This is a genomic window from Micromonospora sp. U21, from assembly GCF_018070045.1.
GTDB lineage: Bacteria > Actinomycetota > Actinomycetes > Mycobacteriales > Micromonosporaceae > Micromonospora.
In genome coordinates, this window is the sequence record NZ_JAGPYK010000061.1 from 1 (window position 1) to 14,963 (window position 14,963).

Below are 14,963 nucleotides of genomic sequence, written 5' to 3' on the forward strand. Positions count from 1 at the left end.
GTGCGGGGGTGCGGGGGTGCGGAGCTTGATGCGGTTGGATTCGCCCTTGCTCATGCCGCCACCGACATGACGAGTGACCGCGCTGGGTTCGTGGAGGCTCCATTCCGTGAGGAGATGGAGTCGTGGCACGACCAAGCAGCACTATGGCCGCTACGAGCGGTCGCTGTCGTCGTCGGCCTCGCCCGGGTGCCGTCACTGGGACGGCGAATGCGGGCCGCGCTGGGAGTCGAGCGTGTCCTCGTCGGCCTCGTCCGTCTGCACGAAGCTGGGCCGGCGTACCTCCTCCGGCGGCGGCACGTTGACCGGGCGGGCGCCGGACTGCGGGATCGGCCGGTACCCGGTGACGTTCCCTGTGCCGTGGGCGCCGTCGATGCTCGGCGCCTCCGGTACCTGCGGCACGTGGTGCATCTCGTCGCCGAACCGCTGTGGTGGCCGGCGGCGCGCTGGGGCAGGCGCCGCGCCGAGCGGCGGCGCCGGATGGCGCTGGCCGCCGCGGCGGTCGCCACCATCACGTCGTCGACCTCTACACCGCCATCCGGGCCACGAAGGCCCGCCGGCGAACGGACGGCAACAAGGTCACCGCCTCCGTGACGGTCAACCGCAGCGCCGAGGAGGCGTACCGGTTCCTGCACAACTCGCGGTGGGCCAACGGCGTCCGCTAGGGCGCGTCCTCACCGGCGTCGCGACCCGGTACGACAAGAGTCCTACATCGTACCGGGAGGAGTCACTGCGCCGCTGCGGCGACAGTGTAGGCCGCGCCGTCCGCGGCCCCGGCACGTCGGCCACGGCAGCCACATGACGACCCGGCCGATCTTGCCGGCAGGTCGCCGAGCCGCGGTCACCAGCCTCAGCCGTTCGGCGGCGACAGGCGGGCGCTCGTCAGGGTGTGGACCCGGCAAAAGCGGGAAGCCCGAGCCGTTCACGACCCCGCTCGTTTGCGACGGCTGGAGAGACATGGCTGCCAGAACCTTCATCGTGGTCGGCGGCACCAGCGGACTCGGGCTTGCGGTGGCCCGCCTGCTCGTCGACGAGCACCGTGTGGTCGTCCTCGGCGACGCGGCGGACGAGGTAGCCGCGGCGACCAACGACCTGGGTTGCGCGGGCCTCGTCTGCGATGTGTCCTCCTACGACCACGTCCGGCGGGCGTTCGGTGAGGTCGTCGACCGGTACGGCGAGATCGACGGGGTGGCGGCCTGCGCCTCGATGTGGGCGGGCGGTGATCTGGCGGACCTCTCCCCGGAGCGCATCCGGCGGACCGTGGAGGTAAACGTCCTGGGCACGACGTTCGTGTTGAAGGAGGCGCTTGAACACCTGCGTCGGCAGGGGTACGGCACCGTGGTGTATATCGGCGCGATGGCGGTGACGCAGCCCCGGCCCGGCATCCCGGTCTACCGGGCCACCAAGAGCTACGGCAGCAGCCTGGTTGAGTCGTTGGCCGAGGCGCAGCACAGCAACCGGGTCAAGGTGATGCAGCTGCATCCCGGGCCGATGCCGACGCGGCTGCAGGAGCGGGTCGGCGACGAATTTCTGGACGAGGTCTACGCCCTACCCGACCAGGTCGCCGCTGAGGTCGTACGGCTGCTCCTGCTCGCCCCCGACGACCTCTACGTCTCCGGCGAGCGCGTGCTGCGCGCGGACGGGCGGTGGTGACGGCCGGCGGCGCCATCGCCGAGCGTCCGGTCTCGGCGTGGGCCCCCTGAGGACCGCCGTCTACCGCAACCTCTGGTTGGTCCTGCTCGCCGCCAACGTGGGCACCTGGATGCAGACCGTCGGCGCGCAGTGGCTGGTGATCGACGAGCGGAAAGCCTTCGACGCTGGTCGCGTTGGTCCAGACCGCCAGCCTGCTGCCGGTGCTGCTGCTGGCGTTGCAGTGAGCGGCCGCGCCGACCGGCAGCGACCGCGGCGCGGGCAGGCTGTCAGGGGCGGACGTTGGCGGTCACGATCCGGCCGGCGCAGCCTGCCTGACGGACAGTGCGAGTTCGCCGTCGACGACGTTGACCTCGATGGTGTCGCCCGGATTCGCGGCGTCCTCGAGCAGCAGGGTCGACAGCCGGTCCTCCAACTCACGCTGGATGCTGCGCCGCAGTGGCCGCGCCCCGTACTCGGGCTGGTAGCCCCGGTTGGCCAGCCACTGCACGGCGTCGGGACTGACGTCCAGGTTGATGTCCTGCGCGTGCAGGCGGCGGCGGGTGCGGTCCAGCAACAAGCCGGTGATCTCAAGGAGTTGGTCACGGTCGAGCCCGGTGAAGATGATGATCTCGTCGATCCGGTTGAGGAACTCGGGCCGGAACCGCTGTCCGAGCAGACCCAACAGTTCCTCGCGCAGGTCGCTGACCGGACGTCCCGCCGTCTGCGCGCTGAGAATCCGGTCCGCGCCCACGTTGCTCGTCATGATGACGATGGTGTTGCTGAAGTCGACCGTGCGACCCTGCCCGTCGGTGAGGCGGCCGTCGTCGAGCACCTGCAGCAGCGCGTTGAACACATCCGCGTGCGCCTTCTCCACCTCGTCGAAGAGCAGCACGGAGTACGGCCGGCGACGGACCGCCTCGGTGAGCTGTCCGGCCTCCTCGTACCCGACGTAGCCCGGGGGCGCCCCGACCAGCCGGCTGACCGTGTGCCGCTCCTGAAACTCGCTCATGTCGAAGCGGATCATGCTCGTCTCGTCGCCGAAGAGCGCCGCGGCGAGGGCCCGGGCCAGCTCGGTCTTGCCGACTCCGGTGGGCCCGAGGAAGAGGAACGACCCGTCCGGGCGCTGGGGGTCGCTCAGCCCGGAACGCGACCGGCGTACGGCGGCCGCCACGGCCCGCACCGCCTCGTTCTGGCCGACGACGCGCTCGTGCAGTTGCTCCTCGATGCGCCTCAGCCGTTGCTTCTCCGCCTCGGTGAGCTGGGTGACGGGAACGCCGGTACGGCGGCTGACGACCTCGGCGATGTCGCTGGTGTGTACCTCGGGCACCGTCGGCGTGCCCGTCTGCGCTGCCGCCAGCTCCCGCTCCGCCGCGCTGATGTCGCCCTTCAGCGCATTCGCCCGCTGGTAGTCCTCGTTCGCCACGGCGCTGTCCTTCTCGCGGCGCAACTGGGACAGCCGCTTCTCGATCTCCTTCGTGTCCGGGGCTGGCGTACGCGAACGGAGCCGGACCCGGGCACCCGCCTGGTCGAGCAGGTCGATGGCCTTGTCCGGGAGGAACCGGTCGGTGATGTAGCGGTGGGACAGCTCAGCCGCGGCGTCGAGGGCTTCGTCGGTGTAGCGCACCTGATGGTGCGCCTCGTACCGGTCGCGCACGCCCTGAAGGATCGCGATGGTGTCCTCCACGCTGGGCTCGGACACGAGGATCGGCTGGAATCGCCGCTCCAGCGCCGGGTCCTTCTCGATGTAGCGACGGTACTCGTTGAGCGTTGTTGCGCCGACCACGTGCAGTTCACCGCGGGCCAGGGCGGGCTTGAGCATGTTGCTGGCATCCATCGATCCCTCGCCGCCGCCACCCGCGCCGACAACCGTGTGAAGTTCGTCGATGAAGAGGATCAGCCCGTCTTCGGCGCCCGTCACCTCCTGGATCACATTCTTCAGCCGCTCCTCGAACTCACCCCGGTACTTCGAGCCGGCCACCATCGCGGCAAGGTCGAGTGCGACCACGCGTCGGTTGGACAGGGTTTCGGGCACATCCTCGTTGACGATGCGCTGAGCGATGCCCTCGACGATCGCGGTCTTGCCGACGCCCGGCTCGCCGGTGAGCACCGGATTGTTCTTGGTACGCCGCGAGAGCACCTCGATCGTGTCATCGATCTCGTCGTCGCGTCCGACGACGGGATCGAGCCGCCCGGCCCGGGCGTCCTCGGTGAGGTCGCGTCCGTACTGGTCGAGGGTGGGGGTGGCGCTCGCCCCGCGTCCGCCGGCGCCGCCCGCCGGTCGCGCCGGGCCCGTGGCGGTTTCGCCGAGCGGGCGCAGCGCCCGGCCAGCGGTCGTCTCCGGGTTCGCCGCGATGCCGAGCATGATGTGTTCCGGGCCGATGTAGGTCGCGCCGGCCCGTCGCGACTCGCGGTGGGCGTCGAGCAGGGCGCGCTTCGCCGCCGGCGCGAGCGGAGGAGTGTCTTCGCGCGGCCTGCCCTTGGGGACGGCCGCCTCTATCTGGCGGGCCAGGTCCTCGGGGTCGGCGCCGCTTGCCTGGAGAAGTCGGCGGGTGGGGTCGGACCGGGTCGCGGCCCACAAGAGGTGCTCGACGTTGAGGTACGGGCTGCCCCACTCCGAGGCCTGCTCGGCTGCGCGCTGCAGCAGTTCCCGTGATTCGGTGGAGAGCAGCCGGGACAGGTCCACGCGCTCCACCGGGCGTGCCGCGAAGGGGTCCCCTCCGAAGAACCGACTGATCAGGTCGTCCAAGGATCCGCCGGGGATCCGGAACGCGTCGAGCGACATGTCATACCTTCCCTGAGGTCGTGTGCCTGGGCCTTCTGCCATGAACCCAACTGAACGCTACGCACCATTTAACGTTGGAGGCGGCTTTTGCAAGGTCTATCGGTTTCACGGGTCCATCCGAAGGCATGACGAGGTCGGCCTGCGGCCCGGGTGGCCTTAAGGAAGCGGCGGCGGTCGGCAGCTCGATCAGACCCGCAAGAGCGCGGAGGGAAGCTTGTCACCGGAGCCCTGGGGTACGTACGAGCGTGAGCAGGCCAACCGACGACGTCGGCAGCCGGTCGGACACCAGTCGGGCCGTGGGTTTCAGCGACCCCGTCCTCGCCATCATCATCACGCTGCTCGTGCTGTAGCTTCGGGTGCCGGACGTCGAGCCCGGTCATCTGCTGTCCGGGCTGCTCGACCAGTGGCTGAGCTACGCGGCGTACGTCCCGTCGTACCTGTACGTGGCCGTCGTCTGGCTCAACCACAAGGCTGCGTTCAACCGCCTCCGGCAGACCGACCGCAGACTGCGCTGGCCAACCTGTTCCTCCTGTTCAGCACCGCGCTGCTGCCCTTCCCGACCGCCGTCGTCTCGCGCGCGCTGCGGGAGCACAACCAGCCGGACCAACGCGTGGTCGTCGCCTTCTACGCGCTGATCGGCGCCCTGCTGGGCGTGAGCTGGCTGACGTTCTTCCACTACCTGGCCCGGCACCCCGACCTGGTCGCCCATGAGGTCGACGACCGGATCGTCCCCGCCGAACGGTTCCGGGCACTGATCGGAGTCATCCTCTACACCACCGCCGGATTCCTCGGCTACCTCGTCGCACCGCTCATCGGCCTGGTGATCTTCATCGTGCTGCCGGTGTTCTACGGCATCACCAGCGCCAGGCTGCGCCAGGTGCCCCTTCGCCGGCGGATCGCCCGCCGACCTCCCCCGCCGGGGACGTAGCGGCGAGCCTTCGCGTGGGTCGATCGATGCCGGCCCGGGCGGGGAGCCGGCCGGTACGGCAGAGGTCAGGGTTTGTACTCGCTGCGGGTGCGCGGCAGCCACTGCGGGTGGCTGTCCCGGAGGTAGCGGATCAGGCCTTCGCGGAGGTCGCAGCGGAGGTCCCAGGCGCTCGGCCCGTCGGCGGCTGAGGCCTGAACCTCTATCACGACGCTCTGGTGCGCCGGCGTCGACCATTTGCAGTACCCACTGGGTTCGGTCCCACAGCATTGAAGACTCGACGAGCCGTCGGGTCTCCGTGCGGAGGTTGGACGAACGGTGTACGTGACCACCAGCACGGTCCCACCCGGAGGTCCGGCTCGTGCGCGAGTTCAGCCGGGGCAGGTTCGGGTCCTTGTTCACCCCCCGCAGCTCGCGCAGCGGCCAGGTCTGGGACGTCACCGCGCCGACCAGCATCAGCGCGGCGGCTACGAACAAGACAACGACCAGTGCGACGGCGTCGACCACCACGGCGCAAGCGAAGGCGCTGACCGCATGCCGACTCCCTAGATCACCCGATAGACGGTCAGGCCCGGGCGCGCCACTGGCACGCTGACCTGTCGTTGGGATAGTCCTGAGCGCGGCAGGGGTGGGAACAGGGGCTTACCTGCTCGCCCCTTCGCATCAGACGCAATAGCCGTCTCCTCGGCCGCAGCCCTGAGCCGTTTGATGCGTCGGCACACGGGTAGACCGCGACCCGGTCCGAGGGGGTGGACCGAGGATCGGAGCCACATACCGATGGTGGGCTCCATCCGGTCCGCATGCTAGGCGAGGCCCCGAGGAGTGCGGGATGGCCGAACCGGAGAGCCGGGACACGGGCGCACGGGAGTCGCCCGCGCAACCGCGCGAGCAGGTCGATCGGCAGCGCGACGCCGAGGAGGGCGCGGAAGTCGCCGGTCGGGGCCAGAACCTCGGTCCCGCCAGCGGGCCAACGGGCGAGCCCGGCAAACGCCCCGCCACCCCGCAGCGTGGTGAGCACGACCTTCCCCAACCGGCTGGCGGGCACAGCAGCAAGACGATGTCAGACCCGGACGTCGTCCTCCAGATCCCGCAGCTCAAGGTCGAACAGATCTACGTCGAGGTCGACAACCTGGACGCCTCCGTCTCACTGCGAGCCCGACTGGGTAGCCTGCTCCAGCTCGACGTGGGCGTTCAGGCGCATCTCGGCACGGTGAAGATCGACATCAAGGGCGTCGAGACCGAGGCGATGCTCGAGGTTCGACTCGAAGAGCTCCGCGGCATTCTCGACAGCGCCCTGCGCACCATCGAACGCAACCCTCAGATCATCGAGTCGCTGGTGAAGACGGTGGACACCACCGTGAACCAGGTCGGACAGACAGCTCAGCAGGTGCTCGGGCCACAGGGGCCGCTAGCGCGGACGCTCGACCACGTCGGGCAGACGGCGCAGGAGGCGCTGGGGCCCAATGGGCCCCTGTCGCAGACGCTGCAGCAGACCACCCAGCAGGTCGGTCAACAGCTCGGGCAGACCACCCAGCAGCTCGGACAGACCACCCAGCAAATGGCTCAGAACCGCGCGGCGGCGACTGGCGGCGGTGGGGGCCTGGGCGGCGTGCCGGGCGGATCTCCGGCCCGAGCGGCGTGGCAACGGATGAAGAAGATCGTCAACAGCAGCCAGCCACTGAGGCAGGTCACGGCACGGCTGGTAGGACCGCAGGGGCAACAGCCGCAAAGCTGATCGACGTCCCGCCGTCGCGCCGAATGCTAAATACTCCATTTCACCCGATCTTTAACCTGGCGGCCGGGTGGCGTCGCGGCGGTCAGGCTGTGAGGGTGGCAGATCCTGTACGCGTGCGGCGGCTCAGTTATCAGGAAGGTCAGCAGCTGCTCAGAATCACGCGCCGGGGAACCGGTTCACGATCCGGCTACGGCGGGAGATGGTCGTGCTCGCCTCGGCCGGCGGGAACACGTGCCGGCAATCGCCCGCCTGGTTGAGGCCGACGAGGACACGATCCGGCAGGTCATACACCGGTTCAACGAGATGGGGATGGCCAGCCTGGACCCTCGGCGACTTCCCTGCGCAGCCGGCGGTTCTCCTCGGCCATCTCGCTGGTGGGCCGGCCGTGACGTTCGTCGGCGTCGGCCTCGGCCTGACGGATCCAGTTCCGCAACGCCTCGTGATGCACGCCGAGTTGCTCGACCAGGCGCCGGATCACGGGCTTCCGGTCCGACTCGCGGTACAAGCGCACAGCGCGCTGACGTAGCTCATCGGGGTACTTCTTCGGTGCTGCCACTGAAACTTCCTCCCCACGGCCATCAGACCATGATCAAGAAGCTCCATGAAAGCGGGGGTGGCTCAGGGCACTACACGTTTGTGTGGATGGACGCGTTAACAATGAAGGTCCGCGAGGCTGGCCGCACCCTCAACGTCCACGCCCTGATCGCGGTCGGCGTCAACGCCGACGGCCAACGCGAGGTCCTCGGCCTGGACGTGGCCTCCGACGAGACGGTGCCGGCTGGCTGGCGTTCCTGCGATCGCTGACCGCCCGCGGCCTGTCCGGGGCCCGCCTGGTCATCTCCGACGCCCACGCCCGCCTCGTGGCCGCCATCGGCGCCGCCCTGCCGGGAACCTCCTGGCAACGCTGCCGCACTCACTACCTGCGCAACCTGCTGACCAAGGTGCCGAAGTCGGCGCAGCCGTGGATAGCGACCCTGGTGCGCACGGTCTTCGACCAGCCCGACGCCGACGCCGTCCGAGCCCAGTTCCAGCGGGTCGTGACCACGATCGAAGCGAAGTTCCCCACCGCGGCCGAGCACCTCGACACCGCCCGCGAGGACCTGCTCGCCTTCACCGCCTTCCCCCGCGAGATCTGGCGCCAGATCTGGTCGAACAATCCGCAGGAACGGTTGAACAAAGAGGTCCGCCGCCGCACCGGCTGCTGTACCTGAGTGCGGTGCGGGTGTTCGGCTGGTTGCCGCAGACCTGAAGACGCGGTTTTGGCACCGTACACGCCGATGGCAAACACCTCAAGGGCCTCACTCCCGACGAACAGACCGCTCCAATCGTCCGGCAGATCTTCGCCGAGTTTCTCGCCGGTATCGGCCTCTTCGCCATCGCCGAGGGACTTACCGCCAACCACGTGCCTTGCCCATCGGCACACGACCGGGCCCGCAACCGGCACCGTAGCGGCATCGCCTGGTCCAAGAGCGCCGTCCGCGTCATCCTCACCAACCCTCGTTACACAGGGCGGCAGGTGTGGAACAAGCAACGCACTGACGAAGTACTGCTCGACGTCGACGACGTGGCAATGGGTCACACCGGCGTCATGCGCTGGAACGTCCGCGACAAGTGGGTGGTCTCCAAGGACATCACCCATGAGCCACTCATCGACGACGCGATCTTCGAGCAGGCCCAAGCGATACTGCAACGACGCGGACGGGGAACCGGCGGACAACACGTCCGGAAGCGCACCCGCAACCCGTACGTCTTCCGGGGCATGATCTACTGCGCCGCCTGCGACCGACGCATGCAGGGCCAGTACAACCACGGCGACGCCTACTACCGCTGCCGCTTCCCGCAGGAATACGCCCTCGCCAACCAAGTTGAGCATCCCAGCAACGTGTACCTGCGCGAGGATGCCCTCACCGACCCGCTCGACACCTGGCTGGCCTCCGCCTTCGCACCCCACCACATCGAATCAACGATCACCGCGATGACCGAAGCCCAGCCCTTAGATCATTCGCCCGCAGCGGGCACCGCAGCTCAGACGATCATCACCGAGTGCGACGCCAAGCTGGAGCGCTACCGGGCCGCCCTCGACGCTGGAGCCGACCCAGCGGTAGTCACCGGCTGGATCGCGCAGACCCAGGCCGAACGCGCCCGTGCGGAGGCAGACCTCCGCGCGAACACGGGCACCGCCCCGCGCAGGATGAGCCGAGCAGAAATCACGACCCTGGTGAACGCGCTCGGCGACATCGCCGCCGTGCTCCGCGACGCCGATCCCGCCGACAAGGCCGAGGTCTACCGGCAACTCGGTCTCCGGCTGAACTACCATACTGAAACGCAAACGGTGCGCGCTGCAATCGATCTCAGCGCGCACCGTGGGGTAATGGTTCGTGTCCGAGGGGCGACACGACCCATTGCCCCACCGCCGATGACGCTCAGCGCAACTTTGAAGCTCACGCAAGTCTAGCTGTAATGGTGACCTCTTCGGTTCCGCCGAGGAGGTCACCAGCCTGAAAGACTCTCAGGACGTTGCCTGTGGGATCGGCGTCTCAGATGGCGGACCCGCCACACACTTCCGCCCGCTCACCTGCAACGCTTACGTCGATCTACAGCACTTCTGCAGGCGTGGGGTTAGGCGACCCGAGACGCCGGCCGGCGCCAGCCATCCCGGAACCCAGGACCTGCACGCGGACCATAAGATCCACATCTATGGTCCGCACCACACCTCCGCGTCCCCTCGATATCACCGCACTCTTCCCCGAACTGCGGGGGGACTGCCCCGGGTTTGGTTGACTCGCGGGGTTGAGTGGTTCAGGCCGCGTGTGCGGGCTGGTTGATTGTCTCAAACTCGATGGGCGTGAGCCGGCCGAGGCGGCGTTGCCGTCGCCGGCGGTGGTAGGTCCGTTCGATCCAGGTCACGATCGCCAGGCGTAGGTCGTGGCGTGTTTGCCAGCGTTGCCGGTCCAGGACATTGCGCTGCAGCAGGGCGAAGAACGACTCCATGGCGGCGATGTCCCCGCAGGCGCCGACGCGGCCCATCGAGCCGGTCAACCCGTTGCGGTGCAACGCTTTCACGAATTTCCTGGACCGAAATTGGGCGCCCCTGTCGCTGTGGAAGATCACTCCGGCGACGTCGCCGCCGCGGGTGACCGCAGCCATGTTCAACGCGGCGACGACCAGGCCGGCGTCGTGCCGGTCGCCCATGGCGTAGCCGAGGATGTGCCGGGAGTACAGGTCGATGACGGTGGCGAGGTAGAGCTTGCCTTCCTGCGTGGCGATCTCGGTCATGTCGCCGCACCAGGCCACGTCCGGCGCGGGCGCGGTGAACTGGCGCTTGACCAGGTCCGGGGCGGCTGGCCGCTTGCCCTGTCGGGTCAGCCCACGCCGGCGTCGTTTCGCTCTGGCAACGAGGCCCAGCTCGGCCATGAGCTGCGCGATCGTGTTGTCCGACACCCGCCAGCCCTGCTCGCGTAACTCGTCGCCGATGCGTGGGCTGCCGTAGGTGCCGCCGGAGGCGTCGAAGACGCGTCGGACCGCGTCCGTCAGCTTGGTTCTACGGTCCTGGCGGGGTGTCGGCGGACGGCCCCGCCACTTGTAGAACCATGACTCGGACACTCCGAGGGCCCGGCAGGCCACCGCGTGCGGCACGTCATGCTCGGTCCTCTGGGAAGCGATGAAGGCGGCCACGCTCACCGGCCCGTCGCTTCCTTGACCCACAGGACCACCGATCGCTTGAGGACATCACGCTCCATCGCCAGCTCGGCGTTCTCCCGCCGCAACCGCGCCAGCTCGGCCCGCTCGTCCTCGGCCAGTTGCCCGGCAGCGGCTTCGCCACGAGCGGCACGATCCTGCTGCACCCAGTTGGCCAGGGTACCGCTGTTGATCCCCAGATCACGCTTTACCTGCGCGATCGACTTCCCGGTCTCACGTACGATCCGGACCGCGCCCGCGCGGAACTCCGGATCGAACCGGCGTCTCGTCTCAGCCATGAACCTCTATCCCTCAAGTTCTGGCCTCCACGTTACGAGGGGAATTACAGGCTCTCGGTGCGCGACGCCGCGATGGGTGCTGGGTTCTTGCTCGGGGGGCGGTACTCCGAATGTAGTCCCATGGTGGTGAGCAGGTCGCGCATCATGAGTTCGAACATCGGCTCCTGATCGGTGATCATCGGTGCGAAGTGGTCGAAGACTTCCAGCGCGACCGCGCCGTAGATCGACCGCCAACAAGAGAGCATGACCACGAGCGCGCCCAGTGGGATGTCCACCCCGGTGGCCGATCGATACTCGGCTAGCTGCTTTCGCAGGGACGGATCGAGTTCGTCGTCGGAGAGGATGGGATAGGAACGGGCCGCCCACAGTCGGACGAATTCTGGCCCCCATACGCCGGCGAGTTGCTTCACCCAGTCGCTCGTCACATCGACCTGAGCGCTTCCTGCCGCAGTGGTGGGGGTTCCGAAGAGCAGGGCGAACTCTTGCCGGTTGGCCAGCGCCCACCGTCGGAACACCCGCGACGGCTCGATGGTGCGGGCTGCAAGATCGTCTGGATCTTGCGCGTCGACCGTCGCCTGCAACTCGCTGGTGAGCTCAGCGGTCAGATCGCGCGCTGTCTGTCGGACGATGTCCGCCAGGGGTGGATCCTCGAAATAGCGGTAGAGAGCTGCCGCCGTTACTCCCACTCGGCGTGCGATCTCGGCGAGCGTGAGGGCCTCCACGCCCTGTGTCTTGATGACGTCCCGTGCTGCGATCCGCACCTGCGTCATCATCTCCTCCCGGAGCCGGTCACGCCGCCTTGCTACTTTCACGCTCTCCACTCCCGCTCCGCTCCTGCCGCCTTGCGCCGTGGCCCCGGCTTCACGTGAATGGATTCTCTCCTACCCGGCGACCACTGCCGGTAGTCCGTCCGGTGGACACCGCCGACGGGCGGGACCTCTGTTTGTCCGTCTTCCGCACGGCCATGAGCTTCCCGTCTCCCAGCTCTGCGCCCAGGCGCAAGTGTCAGGACAGACCCGGCTGTTGCACCCCCGGCGGCTTCGATCGATGACTGCTTTGTCCAAAGTAGCGCCTATGGGCGGTGGTGGTTGATGCGATCCGTGAAGGGCCATAACATCGTAAGCCGTCGTTAGTTGGTGATTGCTCATCACCTTACTCGGCGGCGAGAGCCACTGGACGTTCTCGGCGCGGGGGGAACTCTCGGCAGGTTTGACCCAGCGGCCAACACCTGGGCCGGTCGGCGCATCTCTAGGGAGGGAGTGACCTATGCGGAACCCGTCGCGGCCATACGAGAGCTTCCAAGCAACAGCCTGTGGCGTTGCGCGATCAGGTTGGATGCCCGTCTCGGCGCTCCCTGCAGCTACGCCAACCCGTCTCAGGTCTCGGGATAGAAGCCGCGGATTACAGCCCAAGGCCCGACCAGCAACCACCTCAGGTGTCATCCACAGGATCGGCTCCGCATAGAAAAGCGTCCGCTGAGATCGGCGACACCACGCAACTCGTTCGCATACTCCTAGCAGGTACTCAACTTTGGGAAGGCGCTGTGGCAACCTTCAACCAGCAGAACCAAACGGTCCAGCACCAAGTCAACGCAGACTCGGCTTATGTCAACGTGGGCCACCGGTATCTGGTCGAAAAGATCGATGACCTAATCTCCCAGGCCAGCCGTGAAAACAACGGAAAGGCGATGGCGCCAGCCCTTGCCTACCTGCATCAGGCCCGGGCCGTGTCTGCTGCTGGCGATGAGGGCCGGGCGGCCGCCCTCCTGCGCCGGGCAGCAGAGGTGGCTGGACCCGTCGCCACCATCGCGACCAGCATCGCCGCCGTCGCCCAGGCCGCCCAATGATCGAGCTGGATGCGTACGAGCCGATCTACTACCAGAACGGCCAGCAGGTAGAACTGCAGAACAACATCGGATTCATGGTGGTGAACCAGATTGTTGACGGTCCGGTCGGCAAACGTTGCCCCAACTGCAACGCCGTGCCGATGAAGCGGACCAGCATCGTCTGGGCAGAGAGCACTCAGCGGGCCGGACACGGCATCGTGGTGCTCAACCGCCTCGCGTTGCGCGTCGCGCCGCCCCGGCAGCCGCGGCCGCCGGACCCCCGGTTCCCCATCGAGTCGCACCTGAAGCTGATCGGCGCCATGCCAGCGTTGTTTGTGCTCGTGTGCTGCGCGGGCGCCCTGACCAACACCGCTGACACCGGGGTCGTCACTGCCCTGCTGTGGCTGCCGATACTCGGGTTCGTCGCCGCGCTGATTTGGACCGTTCGGAGCTACCTCAAGTTTCGCGAAGGGTTGGCGGCTGAACAGTGGCAGATGGGACAGAGTATCGCCCGCTACAACCGCGACCAGGATCGTTGGCGCCGAAGCTGGTTCTGCGGTGCCTGCGGGACAGTCGCTGTCGAGGAGCCCAGCCCGACAGCCACACCAACTGGGTAAGCCTCATGCACAGAACCGAGGCCGCATCAGCCCGCACTTCGCCCTGCTGATCCGCGCCAAGCACGTCCTCGGACACCTGAAGAAATGGCGAGTTCTGTCCCAGTACCACGGCCGCGAACACCCTTCGACGCCACCCTCCGCCCCTGCCAGCCGCCCATACGGCTGATCGAGGAAGCAACTTCCCACAGGTGCGCCGCCCGGCCACCGCACCAAGCTGAAATTTCTCAGCAGGCCCTACTCATGCCCCCTTCCCCTTTCTCCGCCAGGGCTCGCGCCCTGTGCTGATCATCGATAACCCAGTCGAGTTGTCACAGACGACAATGCGGGGGTCTGCTGCGTTGCCGTGTCCATGTCCAGGGACCGAGGCAGGCTTGACGGGTGAAGCGGTCGAGTCCTCGTCGTCCCTGGTCGCCGCCGAAGCCGACGTTCACCGGGTTCCGGTTTCCCGCGGAGGTGATCCCACGGCGCTGCTCGCGGCAACCAGCGACGAACGTGCTCACATCGGCTACGGCTGCGCACCGAGCGGCGAGAACGAACGCGCGGTGCGCGGCTAACTGGTCACACCGCACACAACTCACCACGGCTTGACACCTCAGCTCCTGGGGTGTCTGACACGAGCAGTCGAGGTGTCACGCTGCGGCTGGTCCAGGTCATCGAGTACCTGACCGGCCGCAGCGTTCGTTCGCGAGCCGGCCGGTTCTTCTCGTCAGCGGAGTCCCGCGCGCCGCAGAATGTCGACGACGACCTTTCCCTTGCCCGCGACGTAGTGCGCCATCGACAGGGGATGCTCGGCGGCGACCTCAATCTTGCAGGATGCGTAACGATCCCGATCTTTTGGGTGCGTGCGCAGCCAGTCACGGAAGATCACGTGTCGTAGGTACTCGTCGCAGTCTGGGCCGAAGACGTGCAGGTTCACGCTGTGATCGCTGTTCCATAGGCACCGATGCTCGTACCAGTGCGGTTCCCGGGTTCGGAGGACGTAGCCGGCAGCAGCCAGCGGCGGCACGTACTCGTCCTCATCCGCGGGATCCGCGACGATCAGGTCGATGTCGATCCGGTCCTTCGCGGCGAGGCCAGGCACCGCCGTCGACCCGACATGTTCGACCGCGAGGGCGCGGGTGCCGAGAGCGGATCGAATGCGGGATTCCTCCCGTGCATACGCGGCGGGCCAGCCGGGGTCGTACGGGCTGACGGTGATCGGTGCCGTCACCTCCGCCGGCCTGTCGCCGACTACCCGCTGGGCCATCTGCTCCGGAGTGAGCGGCGTCGGAGGCGGAGGTAACGGTGGCAGGCGCATGGACGCGACGCTACTGCCGTGACGCAAGGTCACATTGCGTGTCCGGCGTCGGCTAAGTGGTCGCGCAAATAGGTGGGCTTCATGGTCGGCGGGTGGGGCGGGTGTCCCATCGGTACAAGATCCACGCCTGGCGGATGAGGCTACGGATGGTGATGATGGCGTCGGCGAGGTCGAAG

Annotated in this window: 19 protein-coding genes and 3 pseudogenes; 12 read left to right on the forward strand and 10 right to left on the reverse strand. The window is 67.7% G+C overall.

What is annotated here, in order from left to right:
* Positions 1-192 precede the first annotated feature (192 nt).
* Positions 193-399, reverse strand: coding sequence for a hypothetical protein (locus tag KBX63_RS34275; RefSeq protein WP_139586422.1), 207 nt, complete (start codon positions 397-399; stop codon positions 193-195).
* A 29-nt stretch (positions 400-428) separates the two neighbouring features.
* Here KBX63_RS34275 and KBX63_RS34280 point away from each other — a divergent pair, with 29 nt between their 5' ends.
* The 3 genes and pseudogenes from KBX63_RS34280 to KBX63_RS36605 all read left to right on the forward strand — a co-directional run.
* Positions 429-662: a hypothetical protein gene (locus KBX63_RS34280; protein WP_139586421.1), complete on the forward strand. Its 234-nt coding sequence runs from the start codon at positions 429-431 to the stop codon at positions 660-662.
* A gap of 292 nt (positions 663-954) precedes the next feature.
* Entirely contained in the window at positions 955-1,650 is a 696-nt protein-coding gene (locus KBX63_RS34285) for an SDR family oxidoreductase (protein WP_210918589.1), read from the forward strand.
* Between the two features lie 37 nt (positions 1,651-1,687).
* Positions 1,688-1,747: pseudogene (locus tag KBX63_RS36605) on the forward strand (hypothetical protein); the annotation flags it as partial.
* Between the two features lie 189 nt (positions 1,748-1,936).
* On the opposite strand, the gene KBX63_RS34290 reads toward KBX63_RS36605, so the two are convergent.
* Positions 1,937-4,411, reverse strand: a complete 2,475-nt coding sequence (locus KBX63_RS34290) for an ATP-dependent Clp protease ATP-binding subunit (protein WP_139586419.1) — start codon at positions 4,409-4,411, stop codon at positions 1,937-1,939.
* Positions 4,412-4,656: 245 nt separating this feature from the next.
* On the opposite strand from KBX63_RS34290, the gene KBX63_RS35835 reads away from it, so the two are divergent.
* The 3 genes from KBX63_RS35835 to KBX63_RS36980 are packed head-to-tail and all read left to right on the forward strand — an operon-like array spanning position 4,657 to position 5,339.
* Positions 4,657-4,761: a TMEM175 family protein gene (locus tag KBX63_RS35835; protein ID WP_244295722.1), complete on the forward strand. Its 105-nt coding sequence runs from the start codon at positions 4,657-4,659 to the stop codon at positions 4,759-4,761.
* A 6-nt stretch (positions 4,762-4,767) separates the two neighbouring features.
* The gene (locus KBX63_RS36975; RefSeq protein ID WP_208761063.1) at positions 4,768-5,046 is read left to right on the forward strand and encodes a TMEM175 family protein; all 279 of its coding nucleotides are present in this window, start codon (positions 4,768-4,770) and stop codon (positions 5,044-5,046) included.
* A complete protein-coding gene (locus KBX63_RS36980; protein WP_208761062.1) occupies positions 5,022-5,339 on the forward strand; it encodes a hypothetical protein in 318 nt (105 codons plus the stop codon). Before KBX63_RS36975 ends, KBX63_RS36980 begins: the two co-directional genes overlap by 25 nt.
* A gap of 65 nt (positions 5,340-5,404) precedes the next feature.
* Here the strand turns inward: KBX63_RS36980 and KBX63_RS35845 are convergent, their stop codons facing one another.
* Complete coding sequence (locus KBX63_RS35845; RefSeq protein WP_247663923.1) at positions 5,405-5,545, reverse strand: hypothetical protein; 141 nt, start codon at positions 5,543-5,545, stop codon at positions 5,405-5,407.
* 620 nt (positions 5,546-6,165) lie between these two features.
* Between KBX63_RS35845 and KBX63_RS34310 the strand changes: the two genes are divergently transcribed.
* Positions 6,166-7,071 (forward strand): hypothetical protein, encoded by a 906-nt coding sequence (locus tag KBX63_RS34310; protein ID WP_210918590.1) that lies wholly within the window; start codon positions 6,166-6,168, stop codon positions 7,069-7,071.
* Positions 7,072-7,227: 156 nt separating this feature from the next.
* On the opposite strand, the gene KBX63_RS36185 is transcribed toward KBX63_RS34310, so the two are convergent.
* Positions 7,228-7,362 (reverse strand): hypothetical protein, encoded by a 135-nt coding sequence (locus tag KBX63_RS36185; protein ID WP_256443245.1) that lies wholly within the window; start codon positions 7,360-7,362, stop codon positions 7,228-7,230.
* Between the two features lie 4 nt (positions 7,363-7,366).
* Positions 7,367-7,627: a transposase gene (locus tag KBX63_RS34315; RefSeq protein WP_210918591.1), complete on the reverse strand. Its 261-nt coding sequence runs from the start codon at positions 7,625-7,627 to the stop codon at positions 7,367-7,369.
* A gap of 62 nt (positions 7,628-7,689) precedes the next feature.
* Here KBX63_RS34315 and KBX63_RS34320 point away from each other — a divergent pair.
* Positions 7,690-8,520 (forward strand): annotated as a pseudogene (locus KBX63_RS34320) (IS256 family transposase); the annotation flags it as partial.
* Complete coding sequence (locus tag KBX63_RS36610; protein ID WP_307871949.1) at positions 8,432-9,526, forward strand: recombinase family protein; 1,095 nt, start codon at positions 8,432-8,434, stop codon at positions 9,524-9,526. The pseudogene KBX63_RS34320 and the gene KBX63_RS36610, both read left to right, overlap by 89 nt.
* Before the next feature lie 344 nt (positions 9,527-9,870).
* Here the strand turns inward: KBX63_RS36610 and KBX63_RS34330 are convergent, their stop codons facing one another.
* Genes KBX63_RS34330 through KBX63_RS34340 form a run of 3 tightly spaced genes read right to left on the reverse strand, consistent with a single transcriptional unit; the run spans position 9,871 to position 11,818 of the window.
* A complete protein-coding gene (locus KBX63_RS34330) occupies positions 9,871-10,752 on the reverse strand; it encodes an IS3 family transposase (RefSeq protein ID WP_210918593.1) in 882 nt (293 codons plus the stop codon).
* Entirely contained in the window at positions 10,749-11,048 is a 300-nt protein-coding gene (locus KBX63_RS34335; protein ID WP_210918594.1) for a transposase, read from the reverse strand. The genes KBX63_RS34330 and KBX63_RS34335 overlap by 4 nt, the downstream gene beginning before the upstream one ends.
* A 44-nt stretch (positions 11,049-11,092) precedes the next feature.
* Positions 11,093-11,818 (reverse strand): TetR/AcrR family transcriptional regulator, encoded by a 726-nt coding sequence (locus tag KBX63_RS34340; protein ID WP_210918595.1) that lies wholly within the window; start codon positions 11,816-11,818, stop codon positions 11,093-11,095.
* 773 nt (positions 11,819-12,591) lie between these two features.
* Here KBX63_RS34340 and KBX63_RS34345 point away from each other — a divergent pair.
* From KBX63_RS34345 to KBX63_RS34355, 3 genes are all read left to right on the forward strand, one after another.
* Positions 12,592-12,894, forward strand: coding sequence for a hypothetical protein (locus KBX63_RS34345; RefSeq protein ID WP_210918596.1), 303 nt, complete (start codon positions 12,592-12,594; stop codon positions 12,892-12,894).
* Positions 12,891-13,490: a hypothetical protein gene (locus tag KBX63_RS34350; RefSeq protein WP_210918597.1), complete on the forward strand. Its 600-nt coding sequence runs from the start codon at positions 12,891-12,893 to the stop codon at positions 13,488-13,490. Before KBX63_RS34345 ends, KBX63_RS34350 begins: the two co-directional genes overlap by 4 nt.
* 371 nt (positions 13,491-13,861) lie before the next feature.
* Positions 13,862-14,044 (forward strand): hypothetical protein, encoded by a 183-nt coding sequence (locus tag KBX63_RS34355; protein ID WP_210918598.1) that lies wholly within the window; start codon positions 13,862-13,864, stop codon positions 14,042-14,044.
* 152 nt (positions 14,045-14,196) lie between these two features.
* Here KBX63_RS34355 and KBX63_RS34360 read toward each other — a convergent pair whose 3' ends face one another.
* Positions 14,197-14,787 (reverse strand): GrpB family protein, encoded by a 591-nt coding sequence (locus KBX63_RS34360; RefSeq protein WP_210918599.1) that lies wholly within the window; start codon positions 14,785-14,787, stop codon positions 14,197-14,199.
* A 79-nt stretch (positions 14,788-14,866) separates the two neighbouring features.
* Positions 14,867-14,963 (reverse strand): annotated as a pseudogene (locus KBX63_RS34365) (IS5/IS1182 family transposase); the annotation flags it as partial.

What these genes read in the sequence shown, in the direction of transcription:
- KBX63_RS34310 (WP_210918590.1), top strand. Translation starts at nt 6,166, where the DNA reads ATGGCCGAACCGGAGAGCCGGGACACGGGCGCACGGGAGTCGCCCGCG.
- KBX63_RS34340 (WP_210918595.1), bottom strand. Translation starts at nt 11,818, where the DNA reads ATGACGCAGGTGCGGATCGCAGCACGGGACGTCATCAAGACACAGGGC.
- KBX63_RS34285 (WP_210918589.1), top strand. Translation starts at nt 955, where the DNA reads ATGGCTGCCAGAACCTTCATCGTGGTCGGCGGCACCAGCGGACTCGGG.
- KBX63_RS34335 (WP_210918594.1), bottom strand. Translation starts at nt 11,048, where the DNA reads ATGGCTGAGACGAGACGCCGGTTCGATCCGGAGTTCCGCGCGGGCGCG.
- KBX63_RS34360 (WP_210918599.1), bottom strand. Translation starts at nt 14,787, where the DNA reads ATGCGCCTGCCACCGTTACCTCCGCCTCCGACGCCGCTCACTCCGGAG.
- KBX63_RS34290 (WP_139586419.1), bottom strand. Translation starts at nt 4,411, where the DNA reads ATGTCGCTCGACGCGTTCCGGATCCCCGGCGGATCCTTGGACGACCTG.
- KBX63_RS34350 (WP_210918597.1), top strand. Translation starts at nt 12,891, where the DNA reads ATGATCGAGCTGGATGCGTACGAGCCGATCTACTACCAGAACGGCCAG.